Origin of the sequence: Citrobacter sp. 506 (genome assembly GCF_050434985.1) — a bacterium.
Classification (GTDB): Bacteria; Pseudomonadota; Gammaproteobacteria; order Enterobacterales; family Enterobacteriaceae; genus Citrobacter; species Citrobacter braakii.
The window spans coordinates 66,307-83,938 of record NZ_JBNDJN010000001.1 but is presented as its reverse complement, the minus strand read 5'-3'; the positions used below and the strand labels follow the sequence as shown (position 1 = coordinate 83,938).

Genomic DNA, 17,632 nt, shown 5'->3' with positions numbered 1-17,632 from the left:
AGACCGTCAATTTTTCGAGTTTGCTGACCCGGGAGTGAGTCTTGTTCCACTTTGCAAAAAACGCCGTCCACGATAAGCCACGAGGTGCGAGATGAGTGCGACAGCATCGACTGCAACCCAGCTTAAACCTCTCGAGTGGTTAAACCGCCTGCGCGCGAATCCCAGAATTCCTCTGATTGTGGCGGGAGCCGCTGCCGTCGCGATCATCGTGGCGATGGTCCTGTGGGCCAAAGCGCCTGACTACCGCACGCTGTTCAGCAATCTTTCCGATCAGGATGGTGGCGCGATAGTCACCCAACTGACGCAGATGAACGTTCCCTACCGTTTTACTGAGGGAAGCGGCGCCATTGAAGTTCCTGCCGATAAAGTCCACGAACTGCGTTTACGTCTGGCGCAGCAAGGTCTGCCCAAAGGCGGCGCGGTGGGTTTTGAACTGCTGGATCAGGAAAAATTTGGTATCAGCCAGTTTAGCGAGCAGGTCAACTACCAGCGCGCGCTGGAAGGTGAATTAGCCCGTACGATTGAAACGTTGGGACCGGTAAAACGCGCCCGCGTGCATCTGGCTATGCCAAAACCGTCGCTGTTTGTGCGTGAGCAAAAAGCGCCTTCAGCCTCCGTCACCGTCAATCTGGAACCGGGTCGCGCGCTGGATGAAGGTCAGATCAGTGCGGTCACGCATCTGGTTTCCAGCGCTGTTGCAGGCTTGCCGCCGGGCAACGTTACGCTGGTCGACCAGGCGGGTCATCTGTTAACCCAGTCAAATACCAGTAGCCGCGATCTTAACGATGCGCAGCTGAAATACGCCAGCGACGTCGAAGGCCGCGTTCAGCGTCGTATCGAATCGATTCTGTCGCCGATTGTCGGCAATGGTAACGTACATGCACAGGTCACCGCGCAGCTGGATTTTGCCAACAAAGAGCAAACCGAAGAACAGTATCGTCCAAACGGTGATGAGTCCCAGGCCGTGCTGCGTTCTCGTCAGTTGAACGTCAGTGAGCAGGTCGGTAGCGGAGCACCAGGCGGCGTCCCGGGCGCGTTGTCAAATCAGCCCGCTCCGGCAAATACTGCGCCAATCGCCAACCCACCCGCTAATCAGCAAAACGCGCAAAATACGCAAAACGCACAGACGGCGAATAACAGTAATAATGCCGCCCCGCGCAATACTCAACGCAATGAAACCAGCAACTATGAAGTTGACCGCACCATTCGCCATACCAAAATGAACGTTGGCGATGTGCAGCGTCTCTCGGTGGCTGTTGTGGTCAACTACAAAACGTTACCAGACGGCAAACCGTTGCCGTTAACCGCCGAGCAGATGAAACAGATTGAGGATCTGACCCGCGAAGCGATGGGATTCTCCGACAAACGTGGCGATACCCTGAACGTGGTGAACTCTCCCTTCACGGCGACCGACGATTCCATGGGCGAGCTACCGTTCTGGAAACAGCCGTTCTTTATTGATCAGTTAATGTCCGCAGGTCGTTGGTTGCTGGTTCTGTTGGTGGCGTGGATCCTGTGGCGGAAAGCCGTTCGTCCGCAGTTGGTCCGTCGCAGCGAAGAAGCGAAAGCCGTACACGAACAAACGCGTGTCCGTCAGGAAACCGAAGAAGCGGTAGAAGTTCGCCTCAGCAAAGACGAACAAACCCAGCAGCGTCGTACTAATCAGCGTCTGGGAGCAGAAGTCATGAGTCAGCGTATTCGTGAAATGTCAGATAACGATCCGCGCGTCGTGGCGCTGGTCATTCGCCAGTGGATGAGTAACGATCATGAGTAATCTTACCGGTACCGATAAAAGCGTCATCCTGCTGATGACCATTGGCGAAGATCGCGCGGCGGAGGTGTTTAAGCACCTTTCCACGCGCGAAGTTCAGGCGCTCAGTACGGCGATGGCCAACGTTCGCCAGATTTCCAACAAGCAGTTGACGGAAGTGCTGGCCGAATTTGAACAAGAAGCCGAACAGTTTGCCGCGCTGAATATCAACGCCAACGAATATTTGCGCTCCGTGCTGGTGAAAGCGCTGGGCGAAGAACGTGCCTCCAGTCTGCTGGAAGATATTCTGGAAACCCGCGATACCACCAGCGGCATTGAAACGCTTAACTTTATGGAGCCGCAAAGCGCCGCCGACCTTATCCGCGACGAGCATCCGCAGATTATCGCCACCATTCTGGTGCACCTCAAGCGGGGCCAGGCTGCCGATATTCTGGCACTGTTCGACGAGCGTTTACGTCACGACGTGATGCTGCGTATCGCCACCTTTGGCGGCGTACAGCCTGCCGCGCTGGCAGAACTGACCGAGGTACTCAACGGCCTTCTCGATGGCCAGAACCTCAAGCGCAGCAAAATGGGCGGCGTGAGAACGGCGGCAGAAATTATCAACCTGATGAAAACCCAGCAGGAAGAAGCGGTTATTACCGCCGTACGCGAATTCGACGGCGAGCTGGCGCAGAAAATTATCGACGAGATGTTCCTGTTCGAGAACCTGGTGGATGTCGACGATCGCAGTATCCAGCGCCTGCTGCAGGAAGTGGATTCCGAATCGTTGCTGATTGCCCTGAAAGGTGCCGAACAGCCGCTGCGCGAGAAGTTCCTGCGCAACATGTCGCAACGTGCTGCCGATATTCTGCGCGACGACCTCGCCAACCGCGGTCCGGTGCGTTTGTCGCAGGTGGAAAACGAACAGAAAGCCATTCTGCTTATTGTGCGTCGTCTGGCGGAAACCGGCGAGATGGTGATAGGCAGCGGCGAGGATACCTATGTCTAACGAACTGCCGTGGAAAGTCTGGACCCCGGACGACCTCGCCCCACCGATGGCGGAGTTCGTACTGGCTGACCACAGCGAAAACCCGCTGTCAGAAGAAACAGAAGAACCAGAGCTTTCCGCAGAGCAACAGCTTGAACAGCAGCTTGCACAGCTGCAACTGCAGGCCCATGAGCAAGGTTATAACGCGGGTCTGGCGGAAGGTCGACAAAAAGGCCACGAACAAGGTTATCAGGAAGGCCTGAGTCAGGGGCTGGAGCAAGGCCAGAACCAGGCGCGCGCTCAGCATGCGCCGATCCATGCCCGCATGCAGCAACTAGTGAGCGAGTTTCAGAATACGCTGGACGCACTGGACAGCGTAATTGCCTCGCGTCTGATGCAAATGGCGCTGGAAGCTGCGCGTCAGGTTATTGGCCAGACGCCTATTGTGGATAACGCTGCGCTGATTAAACAAATCCAACAGCTGTTACAGCAAGAACCGCTGTTTAGCGGTAAACCGCAGCTACGCGTACATCCGGACGATCTCCAGCGTGTGGAAGAGATGCTCGGTGCGACCCTCAGCCTGCACGGCTGGCGGCTGCGCGGTGATCCGACGCTGCATCACGGCGGCTGTAAAGTCTCTGCCGATGAAGGCGATCTGGATGCCAGCGTCGCCACGCGCTGGCAAGAACTCTGCCGTCTGGCAGCGCCGGGAGTCGTGTAATGACCACTCGACTGACTCGCTGGCTCAACACGCTGGACAGCTTCGAAGAGAAAATGTCGCTGCTGCCTGCGGTGCGCCGTTACGGTCGCCTGACCCGCGCCACTGGGCTGGTGCTGGAGGCCACGGGATTACAGTTGCCGCTGGGCGCCACCTGCGTTATTGAACGCCAGGACGGCAACGAAACCCAGGAGGTCGAAAGTGAAGTTGTGGGCTTTAACGGTCAGCGTCTGTTTCTGATGCCCCTCGAAGAGGTTGAAGGCGTTCTGCCCGGCGCACGCGTGTACGCAAAAAACATTGCCGGAGAAGGTCTGCAAAGCGGGAAGCAATTACCGCTTGGTCCTGCATTGCTGGGTCGGGTGCTGGACGGTAGCGGCAAACCGCTCGACGGTCTGCCCGCCCCGGATACCACCGAAACCGGGGCACTGATTACGCCGCCGTTTAACCCGCTACAACGCACCGCGATTGAACACGTTCTGGATACCGGCGTACGCCCCATCAACGCGTTGTTAACCGTCGGTCGCGGTCAGCGTATGGGACTTTTCGCGGGTTCCGGTGTCGGTAAAAGCGTTCTGCTCGGCATGATGGCGCGCTATACCCAGGCCGATGTTATCGTCGTGGGTCTGATTGGCGAACGTGGTCGCGAAGTTAAAGATTTTATTGAAAATATTCTTGGTACCGACGGTCGTGCACGCTCGGTGGTGATTGCCGCTCCCGCAGATGTCTCGCCGCTGTTACGTATGCAAGGCGCGGCCTATGCCACGCGTATCGCCGAAGATTTTCGCGATCGTGGACAGCACGTATTGCTGATTATGGATTCCCTCACCCGCTATGCGATGGCGCAACGTGAAATAGCCCTGGCGATCGGAGAGCCGCCGGCAACGAAAGGTTATCCCCCCTCAGTATTCGCCAAATTACCGGCACTGGTCGAACGTGCCGGGAACGGTATTCACGGCGGCGGTTCCGTTACCGCGTTTTACACGGTACTGACCGAAGGTGACGACCAGCAGGACCCCATTGCGGATTCCGCGCGCGCGATTCTGGACGGCCACATTGTGCTGTCCCGTCATCTGGCCGAAGCGGGTCACTATCCGGCCATCGATATTGAAGCTTCGATCAGCCGCGCCATGACCGCGCTTATTAGTGAACAACACTATGCGCGGGTACGTAACTTTAAACAGCTGCTATCCAGCTTCCAGCGCAACCGCGATCTGGTCAGCGTGGGGGCGTATGCCAAAGGCAGCGATCCCATGCTGGATAAAGCCATCGCCCTATGGCCACAACTGGAGGCATTCTTACAGCAAGGCATTTTTGAACGGGCGGACTGGGAAGATTCTCTGCACGCGTTAGAACTGATTTTCCCTGGTGTGTGAGTAAGCAGGAGAGCATAGGTCATGGCACAACATGGTGCATTAGCCACACTGAAAGACCTGGCTGAAAAAGAGGTAGATGACGCCGCTGTCTTATTGGGAGAGATGCGTCGTGGCTGTCAGCAGGCGGAAGAGCAGTTGAAAATGCTGATCGATTATCAGCATGAGTACCGCAACAATCTGAACAGTGACATGGGTCAGGGTATTACCAGTAATCGCTGGATCAATTACCAACAATTTATTCAGACGCTGGAAAAAGCGATTGAGCAACACCGCCAACAGCTCAATCAGTGGACGCAGAAAGTAGACCAGGCATTGAACAGTTGGCGCGACAAAAAACAACGTTTACAGGCGTGGCAGACTCTGCAGGACAGACAAACCTCGGCGGCGTTACTGGCCGAAAACCGCCTGGATCAGAAAAAAATGGATGAATTTGCTCAGCGTGCAGCTATGAGGAAACCCGAATGATTACTTTACCCCAACTGATTACCACCGACACCGACGTAGCCGCAGGTCTTCAGTCAGGCAAAGCGGTTGATTCACCCGAGGATTTTTTAGCGCTGCTGGCGGGTGCATTAGGTGCGGACAACGCGCAGGGTAAAGACGCCCCGCTGTCGTTTGCCGACTTACAGGCGGCCGGTAGCAAACTGCAAAAAGGGTTACTGCAAAAAAATGGCGATTCAGCACCGTCGCTCAAGTTGACCGAACTACTGGCGCAAAAAGAGATGCACACTGATGCTTCTCTTGTCGACATGACAGACGCTCAGCAACTGTTGTCTGCCCTCACGCCCTCACTGAAAGTTAATGCCCTGACGACTCTGGGCAAAGTCGCTCAGCAGGATGAAAAAAACACCGCACTGAGCGATGAGGATCTCGCCAACCTGAGCGCATTGTTCGCCATGCTGCCAGGACAACCGCAGACCACGCCGGCCGTCGACAGCGCGCCAGCCCCCGTTGATGCGACGCTTTCGGCGTTGTCACGAGGCTCGGTACACAGTGCTATCGCCGATAATGCTGGCGAATTGCTGCCAGGTGATGCCAAAAAAGGCAAAGCGGATATTGCAACGCCTGCCAGCAGCGTAGATCAGACAAACAATCCGACATTAACCCCGTTGACGGCAGCGGCGACGACCAGAGCGGAAATTGAAAGCGCCCCTTCGCCGACCAGCATTGGCATGACGACGGCGCCGTTAAGTGGCCCGCAGTCCCACGCTCAGCCGTTACCGACCGCCGCACCTGTGCTAAGCGCGCCATTGGGTAGCCAGGAATGGCAGCAATCACTGAGCCAGCACGTCACTCTGTTTACTCGCCAGGGCCAGCAAAGCGCAGAACTGCGTCTGCATCCACAGGATCTGGGCCAGGTGCACATTTCCCTCAAGCTGGATGACAACCTCGCGCAGTTGCAAATGGTATCGCCACACAGTCACGTGCGCGCTGCGCTGGAAGCTGCGTTACCGATGCTGCGTACGCAGTTGGCTGAAAGCGGGATCCAGCTTGGGCAAAGCAGTATCAGCAGTGAAAGCTTTGCCGGTAATCAGCAGTCTTCCGGGCAGCAACAGCAGGCGGGTCGCGCTCAGGGACAAGACATTTTTGCCGCTGAAGATGACGCCGTACTGGCAGCGCCAGCCTCACTGCAAGCCGCAGCACGCGGTGATGGAGCAGTAGACATCTTCGCCTAACGCCAGAGGTAGCATGATTATCCGCGTCTTTTCCACGCTTTGTCGTGGACAGGACACGGGATAATCAGCCCATAAGCTGTACCGAAACAGGAAGCCCGTATCTGATGACTGACTCCGCGATTAACAAAAAAAGTAAACGCGCTATTTGGATCCCTCTGCTGGTATTGATTACCCTCGCCGCCTGCGCAACTGCGGGTTATAGCTACTGGCGCATGCAGCAGCAGCCGTCCGCCAGCGTCAAAGCGGAACCGGCTCCACCGCCAGCCCCGGTATTCTTTGCGCTGGATACCTTTACCGTCAATCTGGGTGATGCGGACCGTGTACTGTATATCGGTATCACGCTGCGCATGAAAGACGAGGCAACGCGTTCACGTCTTAACGAATATCTGCCGGAAGTGCGCAGCCGCTTGCTGCTGCTGTTCTCTCGTCAGAACGCGGCTACGCTCGCCACCGAAGAAGGTAAGCAACAGCTCATTGCCGCCATCAAAGAGACGCTCGCGACTCCGCTCGTTGTTGGGCAACCCAAACAGGTTGTCACCGACGTTCTTTATACAGCTTTTATTCTGCGGTAAAGACATGGGCGACAGTATTCTTTCTCAGGCTGAAATCGACGCATTGCTTAATGGCGATAGCGAAACTAAAGACGAACCCATTTCCGGTATCGCAAAAGAAAGCGATATTCGTCCTTACGATCCCAACACCCAGCGCCGCGTGGTACGTGAGCGTTTACAGGCGCTGGAGATCATTAACGAACGCTTCGCGCGCCAGTTCCGTATGGGGTTATTTAACCTGTTGCGCCGTAGCCCGGATATTACCGTGGGTGCGATCCGTATCCAGCCATACCACGAGTTTGCGCGCAACTTACCGGTTCCGACCAACCTGAACTTAATCCACCTGAAGCCGCTGCGCGGTACGGGTCTGGTGGTGTTCTCACCGAGTCTGGTATTTATCGCCGTCGATAACCTGTTCGGCGGTGATGGCCGCTTCCCGACGAAAGTGGAAGGCCGTGAATTTACCCATACCGAACAGCGCGTTATCAACCGCATGCTGAAGCTGGCGCTGGAAAGCTACAGCGACGCGTGGAAGGCCATCAATCCGCTGGAAGTGGAATACGTTCGTTCTGAGATGCAGGTGAAATTTACCAATATCACCACGTCTCCTAACGACATCGTGGTCAATACCCCATTCCACGTTGAAATTGGCAACCTGACCGGTGAATTTAACATCTGTCTGCCATTCAGCATGATTGAACCGTTGCGTGAGCTGCTGGTGAACCCGCCGCTGGAAAACTCACGTAATGAAGATCAGAACTGGCGCAATAATCTGGTGCGTCAGGTTCAGCATTCTGAGCTGGAGCTGGTGGCAAACTTTGCTGACATTCCGCTACGGCTATCCCAGATTTTAAAACTGAAACCCGGCGATGTACTGCCGATTGAAAAACCCGACCGCATTATTGCTCATGTGGACGGCGTGCCTGTACTGACCAGCCAGTATGGCACGGTGAACGGTCAGTATGCGTTACGCGTAGAACATCTGATAAACCCGATTTTGAATTCGCTGAATGAGGAACAGCCCAAATGAGTGATATGAATAATCCGTCCGATGAGAACACTGGTGCATTGGACGATCTGTGGGCTGACGCGTTAAACGAGCAAAAAACCACGCCCACCAAAAGTGCGGCCGATGCGGTATTCCAGCAGTTAGGTGGCGGCGACGTCAGCGGTGCCTTGCAGGACATCGACCTGATCATGGATATTCCGGTCAAACTGACCGTCGAATTGGGCCGAACCCGCATGACCATCAAAGAACTGCTGCGTCTGACGCAGGGTTCGGTCGTCGCATTGGATGGTCTGGCGGGCGAGCCGCTGGATATCCTGATCAACGGTTACCTGATTGCCCAGGGTGAAGTGGTGGTTGTCGCAGACAAATACGGCGTACGTATCACCGACATTATTACCCCATCTGAACGCATGCGCCGTCTGAGCCGTTAATCATGAATACCCAGGCTACAGTTTCTCAGCCAGCCGCCGTACCCGGCTCACCGCTGGTTCAGGTAAGCGGCGCGCTGCTTGGGATCATCGTATTGATCCTGGCTGCAGCCTGGGTGATTAAGCGTATGGGGTTTGCCCCCAAAAGCGCCGGTACGCGCGGACTGAAAGTTGCGGCAAGTACCTCACTGGGTCCACGTGAGCGCGTGGTGATTGTTGAGGTTGAAGATGCGCGCCTGGTACTGGGCGTCACGGCCTCGCAAATTAACGTGCTGCACACCCTGCCCCCGGCGCCTGCTGATGCAGAAGAAAAACCGGCCTCCCCCGCGGATTTCCAGGCCATGATGAAGAGTTTGCTTAAGCGTCCCGGGAGATCCTGATGCGCCGTTTGTTATCCATCACGCTGGCAGGCTTATGGCTTTTCAGCCCAGTAGCCCTCGCCCAGCTCCCGGGTCTGGTTAGCCAGCCGCTGCCTGGCGGCGGACAAAGCTGGTCTTTGCCCGTGCAAACGCTGGTGTTTATCACCTCGCTGACGTTCCTGCCCGCCATTTTATTGATGATGACCAGCTTCACCCGCATCATCATCGTTTTCGGTCTGTTACGAAATGCGCTGGGAACCCCTTCGGCCCCCCCGAACCAGGTGCTACTGGGTCTGGCGCTATTTTTGACCTTTTTCATCATGTCGCCGGTAATCGACAAAATCTACGTCGACGCATATCAGCCGTTCAGCGAAGAGAAAATCTCTATGCAGGAAGCCATGGAGAAAGGCGCACAGCCGCTGCGCGAGTTTATGTTGCGCCAGACCCGTGAAGCCGATCTGGCACTCTTCGCGCGCTTAGCAAACAGCGGTCCCCTACAGGGACCAGAAGCCGTACCGATGCGGATTTTGCTTCCAGCCTATGTCACCAGCGAGCTGAAAACGGCATTCCAGATAGGCTTTACCATTTTTATTCCGTTTCTGATTATCGACCTGGTCATCGCCAGCGTGCTGATGGCGCTCGGGATGATGATGGTCCCACCGGCCACGATCGCGCTACCGTTCAAGCTGATGCTGTTTGTGTTGGTAGACGGTTGGCAGTTGCTTGTCGGCTCGCTAGCTCAAAGCTTTTACAGTTAGAGGCGCGAAATGACACCTGAATCGGTCATGATGATGGGCACAGAGGCGATGAAAGTCGCCCTGGCCCTTGCCGCGCCTTTGCTGTTGGTCGCCCTCGTCACAGGTCTTATCATCAGTATTTTGCAGGCGGCGACCCAGATAAACGAAATGACGCTGTCCTTCATTCCCAAAATTGTCGCGGTTTTTATTGCCATCATTGTTGCCGGCCCGTGGATGCTTAACCTGCTGCTCGACTACGTGCGTACGCTGTTCAGCAATATCCCCTACATCATCGGATAGATGACATTATGCTGCAGGTGACCAGCGTTGAGTGGCTTCACTGGCTGAATCTTTACTTCTGGCCTTTGCTGCGCATCCTGGCGCTCATCTCAACGGCTCCAATTCTCAGCGAGCGCGCGATCCCCAAACGAGTAAAACTGGGGCTGGGGTTAATGATAACCGTCGTTATCGCTCCGTCGATTCCCCCGGTAGACGTCCCTATCTTTTCTATCGGGGCGCTATGGCAGGCAATGCAACAAATCCTGATCGGCATCGCTCTGGGCTTCACTATGCAGTTTGCCTTCGCGGCAGTACGTACCGCCGGGGAATTAATTGGTCTGCAAATGGGTCTCTCCTTCGCAACCTTCTTTGATCCCGGCAGCCGTCTGAATATGCCGGTACTGGCGAGACTGATCGACATGCTCGCCATGCTGTTATTCCTGACTTTTAACGGCCATTTGTGGCTTATTTCGCTGTTGGTGGATACATTTCATACCTTGCCAATCGGCGGCAATCCGGTGAACAGCAATGCGTTTCTCGCGCTGGCGCGGGCGGGTAGCCTGATTTTCCTCAACGGGCTAATGTTGGCCCTGCCGATAATGACGCTGCTACTCACCCTAAACCTCGCACTCGGTCTGTTGAATCGCATGGCTCCTCAACTGTCGATTTTCGTTATCGGTTTTCCACTCACCCTTGCCGTGGGTATTTCATTAATGGCGGCCCTGATGCCATTAATTGCGCCATTCTGCGAGCGATTATTCAGCGAAATTTTTAATTTGTTGGCTGATATTGTCAGCGAAATGCCCGGAAAATAATAACCCTTAATTTTTATCCTGTTTTACTAAGGATTGTCCTAAATTTAAAAAGCGACAACATCCACCAGGATATCTCTGTCGCGGTTTATTTATTATTGACTCACTCACATAACGCAACATTTACTTTACTTTAAGATGTTTCCTGGCAAATTATACGCAACTTTACGGGATAGTAATTTCGCCTGAAAAACAGCGAAAGCGTCATCTTGGGTCGTTATTATTCCGTTTAGTTGTGATGAAAATAATCAGGTAAGGGGAATTATCGTTACGCATTGAGTGAGGGTATGCCATGTCAACGATTATTATGGATTTGTGCAGTTACACCCGGCTAGGGTTGACCGGATATCTGGTAAGTCGGGGGGTGAAGAAAAGGGAAATCAACAACATTTCCAACGTTGAGGAGCTCAGTCTCGCCTGTGTCTCTCAACAGCCCGCTGTGGTGTTTATTAATGAGGACTGCTTTATCCACGATCCTGCTAATAGCCAGCAAATAAAGCAAATCATTAATCAGCATCCTGGCACATTATTTATTGTGTTTATGGCAATTGCCAACGTGCATTTTGATGAGTATCTATTAGTCAGAAAAAATTTATTGATTAGTTCTAAGTCGATTAAACCAGATTCACTGGATGAACTCCTTGGCGATATTCTGAAAAAAGAAGTAGATTTTGTCATTGATGTGAATCTGCCGACATTATCATTGAGCCGTACCGAGTCCAGCATGCTACGCATGTGGATGGAGGGTCAGGGCACAATACAGATATCCGACCAAATGAATATCAAAGCCAAGACCGTGTCATCCCATAAGGGGAATATAAAACGAAAGATAAAGACGCATAATAAGCAAGTTATCTATCACGTTGTGAGACTCACCGATAACGTTACCAATGGTATCTTTGTGAATACGCGCTAACACGTTCTGACTGGTGGCGAATCCACCAGTCAGGATTATGCAGCAAAACTCACCTTATTCTACTTTTTCCACGAAGATACCATCCTGATGACCTGACTCATTAAAGAACCAGATACCGAGCGGGTAGTCTTCCAGCGAAACCAGGTACATGGTGCCTTCACTAAACTCTTCGATAGCCAGTACCACGCCCGGTCGACGAGGACCGCCGTCCGTTTTGACTGTGACCCGATCATTCACCTTCATAGTTTTCCTCCTGTGGCTTTGTGCCAGTGTAGAACAATTTCCTTTTTCTGGCAGCGCCCGGCTCGCGCGATTGCGGGTTTTATCGACGGTCTATACTTAAGTTGTGCGTATCTGATGTTTGGATGCGCTCCCCCGGTATCCTTAACGGTTGAGAGGTATGAGGATGAAAACCGCGAAAGAGTACAGCGATACGGCCAAACGTGAAGTCAGCGTCGATGTGGACGCGCTACTGAAGGCAATCAACGAAATCTGCGAGAGTGAAATTCATCGCAGTCAGGATGACCCTGAACGCGTCAGCGTCGACGGACGTGATTACCACACGTGGCATGAACTGGCCGACGCGTTCGAGCTTGATATCCATGATTTTAGCGTGTCGGAGATCAATCGCTGACTGAGGGCGAAAAAAATCCCGGCCCTTATCGGGTCGGGATCAAGCTTGCTTATGCAAGAAGCACTTGAAAATTCGTTACACCAGGAAATCTGATGTGAAACAAACCTTATCTGCAATTTTTTTGCCTGACAAGTAAATAATTCTCACTAAAATGATAAATATAACTAATGATTGAAAGATCACCCGGTTACGCGCACCCTAGGTGTTCAGGCATCCTGGCAGAGCTTTCTTCGCTCGCCCGGCACCAGTTCATCTTCACGGAATGCTTCCCGTTTGACGCCAAAGCCGTCGTACCAGCGACACTCCACCATTCCGCTGGCATACCCGGTAACGATCATGCGTGGGCCACCCTCTTTGGAGGTGACTTCCTCACTGACAGAAAAGACCATACCTGCCTCCTGTATCAAGAGAAACCTTTACACCTTAGACGACAAAGAAGGGTTTTGCGTAATCAACCCTGCGACAATTAGTGCGAAACTCCGCGCACTCTGGCGACGGTTTTCACCAGCAGCACCACTATTGCGCCAATGATAAATCCGAGCACCAGATTCAGCAGGGTCGGAAGCATCAGCGCAATCAATGCACTTTGCTGTTGGGCAAAATGTTCAATCGCATGATGCAGCGGTGTTATTCCGTGCACCACAATTCCGCCGCCAACCAAAAACATCGCCAGCGTGCCGACCACGGAAAGTGTTTTCATAAGCCAGGGAGCAACGACCAGCAATCCTTTACCCAGCGACTGGGCCAGCGTACTGCGCTTTTCAGCCAACCAGTATCCGATATCATCGAGCTTAACGATAATCCCGACCAGGCCGTAGACTCCCACAGTCACCACTAACGCGATGCCAGATAACACCAACACCTGATTCAACAATGGCGCATCCGCTACAATCCCCAGCGTAATCGCGACAATCTCAGCAGATAAAATAAAGTCGGTTCGTATCGCCCCTTTGATTTTATCTTTCTCAAAGGTGAGTGGATCCTGCGCTGCCAAAGATGTCAGACGCTGCTGACGCTCTTCTGAGGTCTCTTTGTGCTTACGCGCTTCCAGGGTATGGAGAACTTTTTCTACACCTTCAAAACAGAGGAACGCCCCGCCTACCATTAATAAGGGGGTGATCGCCCAGGGAATGAAGGCGCTTATCAATAGCGCCAACGGCACAAGGATAACTTTGTTAACAAACGATCCTTTCGCGACGCTCCAGACCACCGGGAGTTCACGGTTCGCCCGCACACCTGACACCTGCTGCGCGTTAAGCGACAGATCATCGCCCAGCACACCCGCGGTTTTTTTCGCGGCCAGTTTTCCCATGACAGAGATATCATCCAGCAAAGTGGCGATATCATCGAGTAAGGTCAATAAGCTACTTCCTGCCAAAATTTTTACCCTCAATATTATTTTTTTGCAGTCATAAGTATGAAGTAAAACACGCAATGCTGAAACTGACCTTTCTGGTCAACAAATTTTTAACATCGGCACGTAATTATAAATCTCGCCAGCAAGATAGTTTTGACGTTTACTATGTTGCACCTTTTTATTTCCACCGTGAGGGATTATGCGTTTCAGGCAATTGCTACCGCTTTTCAGTGCGCTTTTCGCGCTGTACATCATTTGGGGTTCCACGTACTTCGTTATTCGCATTGGCGTTGAAAGCTGGCCGCCGTTGATGATGGCTGGCGTTCGTTTTCTCTCTGCGGGGATTTTATTAACAGCATTCTTACTTATCCGCGGACATAAGCTGCCGCCTCTGCGCGTGCTCCTGAACGCCGCGTTAATTGGTATCCTGCTGCTGGCTGTCGGTAACGGACTGGTCACCGTCGCAGAACATCAAAACGTGCCTTCCGGTATTGCCGCCGTGGTGGTCGCCACCGTCCCGCTGTTTACGCTGTGTTTTAGCCACTTTTTTGGCATCAAAACGCGCAAACTTGAATGGATGGGGATCGCAATTGGACTCGCGGGGATCATCATGCTGAACAGCGGTGGTAATTTGAGTGGTAATCCATGGGGAGCAATTTTAATCCTGATAGGTTCGATAAGCTGGGCGTTTGGCTCAGTGTACGGCTCGCGCATAACGTTACCCGTTGGCATGATGGCCGGAGCCATTGAAATGTTAGCCGCCGGTATTGTGCTGATGTGCGCCTCGCTGATTTCCGGGGAAACGTTGACCACTATGCCGACGTTTTCAGGCTTTATGGCGGTCGCCTATCTGGCCGTGTTTGGTTCTATTATTGCCATCAACGCGTATATGTACTTGATCCGCAACGTCAGCCCGGCATTAGCCACCAGCTATGCCTACGTTAATCCGGTTGTCGCTGTACTGTTAGGTACCTGCCTGGGAGGTGAAAGTCTGGCGCCCATCGAATGGCTGGCGCTTGGCGTGATTGTATTTGCGGTGGTACTGGTCACACTCGGTAAATACCTATTTCCCGTTAAAGCGGACGCCGTTGCGACCCCGTCGGAAAAGACGTTACAGTAAATGGATACCGAGGGTGTCGATCTGCGCACTTGCGCCACCGCCGCAGATCCACTCGATGACGCGTTCGGACAACGCGTCATCCCCCAGCTTTTCGCGCCCACGCAGGGCGCACTCCCAGACAATCAGTACGCGCCAGCCCAGAGCCTGCAACTTTTCACAATCCCGCGCGTCACGCTGGACATTTTTGTCTATTTTTTCCAGCCAGAACGCTGTTCGTGTGGCGGGGACTTTGAATAGATAGCAGTTGTGATGATGCCAGAAACAGCCGTGGGTAAAAATCACACAACGATAATCATCCACCACGAAATCGGGACGACCGGGTAACGTCGCATCCTGCACGCGAAACGTTACCCCCTGCTCAGCCAGTACGCTGGCAAGGCGTTTTTCAATAGCGGTATCGCGGGTTGCTATCGCCCGCATATTTTTACTGCGCGTCGCTTTATCGTGAACGTCTGCCATGCAGTTTCTCTTTCTCGCGAATAGCAACCGCCTGTTTGATTTTTGGCTCCAGCAGTCTGGCTACCGCCGCAAATGCCGGGACGACCACCGAATTACCAAACTGACGATAAGCCTGTGTGTCTGACACCGGGATCCTGAACTGATAGCCCTGAGGTGATTCAAATCCCATCAGACGCGCGCACTCTCTGGGCGTCAGCCTGCGCGGACGGTATCGCTGATTGTGCGGATCATCAAAATCCTTTTCACCCAGCGCCATATCCCAGCCGCGGTCGATCAAGATCTCCGCCCCATCTTTATAGTAACGCGCCGATAATGTGCGCGTTACGCAATCGGGATTGCCGGGATACACCATGCCATAGCCAAATCCATTGCCCCGTGCCTGATGCTTTTTCGCATAACGATACAGATATTTCCACAGCACCGGCGTGAGCACATATTTGGCATCGACGGTCGGCTCAAGTAGCTCCGCCAGCGTCGTACGCCGCTGAGGATAGCGGGAGACAATATCGCGCAACGTGAAGTCTGATTTCAGATTCAGATCGCGGCGAAAGCCGACGAGCACAATACGTTCGCGATGCTGGGGCAAAAAATGTTGCCCATCGATAATTTTCGGATCGTCCGACCCATTATCGTGTGCATCAGCCACGTCATAACCCAGCTCATCCAGCGTTTGCATAATGATGCGGAACGTTTTCCCCTGATCGTGACTCTTCAGGTTTTTGACGTTTTCGAGCACAAATATTGCCGGCCGACGCGCATCGATGATGCGCACCACGTCAAAAAAAAGTGTGCCTTGCGTATCGCAGGCGAAGCCATGAGCCCGCCCTAACGCGTTTTTCTTTGATACACCGGCCAGAGAGAATGGCTGACAAGGAAATCCCGCCAGCAGCACGTCATGCTGCGGAACATGCTGGCGGATATGTTCCGCCGCCTGCTGGTCGCTCACCCCATCATGATGACTGAGGGTGATATCGCGAATATCTTCATTAAAATGGTGCTGGTGAGGATCGCAGTAGTGATTCGCTTTGTAGGTGCGCACCGCATGCTTGTTCCACTCACTGGTAAACACGCACTGCCCGCCAATCGCCTCAAAGCCGCGACGAATGCCGCCAATACCGGCAAAAAGATCGATAAAGCGAAAAGCATAATGTGGATGATGCGCAGGCGGCCTCGGCAGCAAGTCGTTCAGATGAGCCAACTCACCGTCGCTGAGGCGATGCCACGTTTCATTGGCAACCACTCGCTTGAAGATGGCCGGACTCCAGCGGTTCTCGCCAACACCATTCAGATGAGCAACCAGCGTTTTCACGTCATATATTTCAAGCAACTTAGCCAAAATCACCTGTGCGGCGGCCTCGTTATCATCTGTCATCGGGTTCATGGAACCTGCTACTGAAAAATTATCCTGCATACATTTAACCGGCCGAAATGGATAGCTGACAGGTTAACATAAATTAGCGCGGTTGACGTTGCGGCTGTACTGGCGACTATCGCAGCTTAAAGGGTTGAATCGCGTCAAGATCCAGCATTTCATATTCTCCTTTTAACTCCGCACTCAGCTTCGCCATGTACGTCAGTAAGAAGTCAGCATTATGTTGCGCCAAATGCCGACCGTGTTCAGTTTGCATCGTCAGCGGCAGCGTCAACAATTTGGTCTGGAAGTGATCGAGTGCGTACTGTTTATCATCAAGGCTACGCTGTCGGGCAAACGGATCTTCCGCATCAAACAGCGCCACGCCTAACGCGCCGGACACGGCAAATACCCGAGCTAAACCAATTGCGCCCAACGCCTCAAGCCGGTCAGCATCCTGCACGATTTTGGCTTCAAGGGTTTCTGGTACGATTTTGGCGCTGAAACTGTGCGCCTCAATAACATGGCACACGGCAGGTAATCGTTGTTGTGGGAAATCAGGGAAATCACGCTTCAAAACGCGACGCGTTTCCTGGGCTGCCAGTACCGACGAACGATGACGATCGGGATGGTTCTTCGGCAAACTGACGAGATCGTGAAAGTAGCACGCCGTCAGCACCACCAGCCAGTCTACGGTCACATCCATGCTCAACTTTTGTGATGTCATCCAGACGCGACGAAAATGAAAGATGTCATGGGCAGCGTCGTGCCCGGAATGATTGTCACGTAACCAGGCTTCAAATTTCGACTGCCAGTACTGTAGTTCCATACTCTCGCTCTTCGCAGAAAGAAAACAACCTTAGCAACAATTCTCATGTCAGACTACCGTCGACGCTTTTTTATCATCACCACATATCATTCCTTTAATAACCATCACCCTCACGAATATATAAATCCATTATTCAAAACAAGCAGTTCAATTATAATCTCGCATGCAAAATAAATAACAAATATCAATAATATACAATTAAGCATATAAAAAACCCAAAATCATAACCATATGATAAAAAATACATTTATATGGTTAATATTAATTCAAATTACATACTATT

At 53.0% G+C, this 17,632-nt stretch carries 22 protein-coding genes; 16 read left to right on the top strand and 6 right to left on the bottom strand.

The features are described 5' to 3' along the window. The first annotated feature begins 91 nt into the window (after positions 1 to 91). From fliF to rcsA, 14 genes are all read left to right on the top strand, one after another. Positions 92 to 1,774: a flagellar basal-body MS-ring/collar protein FliF gene (gene fliF, locus ABIE10_RS00480; RefSeq protein ID WP_429154319.1), complete on the top strand. Its 1,683-nt coding sequence runs from the start codon at positions 92 to 94 to the stop codon at positions 1,772 to 1,774. After that, the gene (fliG, locus tag ABIE10_RS00475; RefSeq protein WP_016153488.1) at positions 1,767 to 2,762 is read left to right on the top strand and encodes a flagellar motor switch protein FliG; all 996 of its coding nucleotides are present in this window, start codon (positions 1,767 to 1,769) and stop codon (positions 2,760 to 2,762) included. The genes fliF and fliG overlap by 8 nt, the downstream gene beginning before the upstream one ends. Then, positions 2,755 to 3,462 (top strand): flagellar assembly protein FliH, encoded by a 708-nt coding sequence (gene fliH / locus ABIE10_RS00470; protein WP_016156842.1) that lies wholly within the window; start codon positions 2,755 to 2,757, stop codon positions 3,460 to 3,462. The genes fliG and fliH overlap by 8 nt, the downstream gene beginning before the upstream one ends. Next, on the top strand, positions 3,462 to 4,832 hold the full coding sequence (gene fliI / locus ABIE10_RS00465) for a flagellar protein export ATPase FliI (protein WP_016153490.1): 1,371 nt from the start codon (positions 3,462 to 3,464) through the stop codon (positions 4,830 to 4,832). Before fliH ends, fliI begins: the two co-directional genes overlap by 1 nt. A gap of 21 nt (positions 4,833 to 4,853) precedes the next feature. After that, the gene (fliJ, locus tag ABIE10_RS00460) at positions 4,854 to 5,297 is read left to right on the top strand and encodes a flagellar export protein FliJ (RefSeq protein ID WP_016153491.1); all 444 of its coding nucleotides are present in this window, start codon (positions 4,854 to 4,856) and stop codon (positions 5,295 to 5,297) included. Further along, positions 5,294 to 6,508 carry a flagellar hook length control protein FliK gene (fliK, locus tag ABIE10_RS00455; RefSeq protein WP_047502069.1) on the top strand — a complete coding sequence of 405 codons (1,215 nt, stop codon included), beginning with the start codon at positions 5,294 to 5,296 and terminating at the stop codon, positions 6,506 to 6,508. The genes fliJ and fliK overlap by 4 nt, the downstream gene beginning before the upstream one ends. Before the next feature lie 104 nt (positions 6,509 to 6,612). Next, complete coding sequence (gene fliL / locus ABIE10_RS00450) at positions 6,613 to 7,080, top strand: flagellar basal body-associated protein FliL (protein WP_016153493.1); 468 nt, start codon at positions 6,613 to 6,615, stop codon at positions 7,078 to 7,080. A gap of 4 nt (positions 7,081 to 7,084) precedes the next feature. After that, complete coding sequence (gene fliM / locus ABIE10_RS00445) at positions 7,085 to 8,089, top strand: flagellar motor switch protein FliM (RefSeq protein WP_003030434.1); 1,005 nt, start codon at positions 7,085 to 7,087, stop codon at positions 8,087 to 8,089. Further along, the gene (gene fliN / locus ABIE10_RS00440) at positions 8,086 to 8,499 is read left to right on the top strand and encodes a flagellar motor switch protein FliN (RefSeq protein WP_003030433.1); all 414 of its coding nucleotides are present in this window, start codon (positions 8,086 to 8,088) and stop codon (positions 8,497 to 8,499) included. Before fliM ends, fliN begins: the two co-directional genes overlap by 4 nt. Beyond that, positions 8,499 to 8,876, top strand: a complete 378-nt coding sequence (gene fliO / locus ABIE10_RS00435) for a flagellar biosynthetic protein FliO (protein ID WP_029139581.1) — start codon at positions 8,499 to 8,501, stop codon at positions 8,874 to 8,876. Before fliN ends, fliO begins: the two co-directional genes overlap by 1 nt. Continuing rightward, positions 8,876 to 9,613, top strand: coding sequence for a flagellar type III secretion system pore protein FliP (gene fliP, locus ABIE10_RS00430; RefSeq protein ID WP_006684053.1), 738 nt, complete (start codon positions 8,876 to 8,878; stop codon positions 9,611 to 9,613). Before fliO ends, fliP begins: the two co-directional genes overlap by 1 nt. A 9-nt stretch (positions 9,614 to 9,622) precedes the next feature. After that, positions 9,623 to 9,892: a flagellar biosynthesis protein FliQ gene (gene fliQ, locus ABIE10_RS00425; RefSeq protein ID WP_003030425.1), complete on the top strand. Its 270-nt coding sequence runs from the start codon at positions 9,623 to 9,625 to the stop codon at positions 9,890 to 9,892. Between the two features lie 8 nt (positions 9,893 to 9,900). Next, positions 9,901 to 10,686, top strand: coding sequence for a flagellar biosynthetic protein FliR (fliR, locus tag ABIE10_RS00420; RefSeq protein WP_019077076.1), 786 nt, complete (start codon positions 9,901 to 9,903; stop codon positions 10,684 to 10,686). Positions 10,687 to 10,975: 289 nt separating this feature from the next. Continuing rightward, positions 10,976 to 11,599, top strand: a complete 624-nt coding sequence (gene rcsA / locus ABIE10_RS00415; protein WP_016153497.1) for a transcriptional regulator RcsA — start codon at positions 10,976 to 10,978, stop codon at positions 11,597 to 11,599. 54 nt (positions 11,600 to 11,653) lie between these two features. On the opposite strand, the gene dsrB is transcribed toward rcsA, so the two are convergent. After that, positions 11,654 to 11,842 carry a protein DsrB gene (gene dsrB / locus ABIE10_RS00410; RefSeq protein ID WP_003030419.1) on the bottom strand — a complete coding sequence of 63 codons (189 nt, stop codon included), beginning with the start codon at positions 11,840 to 11,842 and terminating at the stop codon, positions 11,654 to 11,656. Positions 11,843 to 12,005: 163 nt separating this feature from the next. On the opposite strand from dsrB, the gene yodD reads away from it, so the two are divergent. Further along, positions 12,006 to 12,233: a YodD family peroxide/acid resistance protein gene (yodD, locus tag ABIE10_RS00405; protein ID WP_003030417.1), complete on the top strand. Its 228-nt coding sequence runs from the start codon at positions 12,006 to 12,008 to the stop codon at positions 12,231 to 12,233. A gap of 206 nt (positions 12,234 to 12,439) precedes the next feature. On the opposite strand, the gene ABIE10_RS00400 is transcribed toward yodD, so the two are convergent. After that, complete coding sequence (locus tag ABIE10_RS00400) at positions 12,440 to 12,622, bottom strand: YodC family protein (protein ID WP_016153498.1); 183 nt, start codon at positions 12,620 to 12,622, stop codon at positions 12,440 to 12,442. Positions 12,623 to 12,699: 77 nt separating this feature from the next. Beyond that, positions 12,700 to 13,611: a DUF808 domain-containing protein gene (locus tag ABIE10_RS00395; RefSeq protein WP_323667519.1), complete on the bottom strand. Its 912-nt coding sequence runs from the start codon at positions 13,609 to 13,611 to the stop codon at positions 12,700 to 12,702. A gap of 178 nt (positions 13,612 to 13,789) precedes the next feature. Here ABIE10_RS00395 and yedA point away from each other — a divergent pair, with 178 nt between their 5' ends. Continuing rightward, the gene (gene yedA, locus ABIE10_RS00390) at positions 13,790 to 14,710 is read left to right on the top strand and encodes a drug/metabolite exporter YedA (RefSeq protein ID WP_200046999.1); all 921 of its coding nucleotides are present in this window, start codon (positions 13,790 to 13,792) and stop codon (positions 14,708 to 14,710) included. Here yedA and ABIE10_RS00385 read toward each other — a convergent pair. The 3 genes from ABIE10_RS00385 to ABIE10_RS00375 all read right to left on the bottom strand — a co-directional run bounded on the left by ABIE10_RS00385 (position 14,702) and on the right by ABIE10_RS00375 (position 17,349). Continuing rightward, positions 14,702 to 15,169 carry a very short patch repair endonuclease gene (locus tag ABIE10_RS00385; protein ID WP_429154309.1) on the bottom strand — a complete coding sequence of 156 codons (468 nt, stop codon included), beginning with the start codon at positions 15,167 to 15,169 and terminating at the stop codon, positions 14,702 to 14,704. The genes yedA and ABIE10_RS00385 overlap by 9 nt on opposite strands. After that, entirely contained in the window at positions 15,150 to 16,580 is a 1,431-nt protein-coding gene (locus tag ABIE10_RS00380) for a DNA cytosine methyltransferase (protein WP_429154307.1), read from the bottom strand. The genes ABIE10_RS00385 and ABIE10_RS00380 overlap by 20 nt, the downstream gene beginning before the upstream one ends. Positions 16,581 to 16,656: 76 nt before the next feature. Further along, complete coding sequence (locus ABIE10_RS00375; protein ID WP_429154305.1) at positions 16,657 to 17,349, bottom strand: phosphohydrolase; 693 nt, start codon at positions 17,347 to 17,349, stop codon at positions 16,657 to 16,659. Between the last annotated feature and the right edge of the window lie 283 nt (positions 17,350 to 17,632).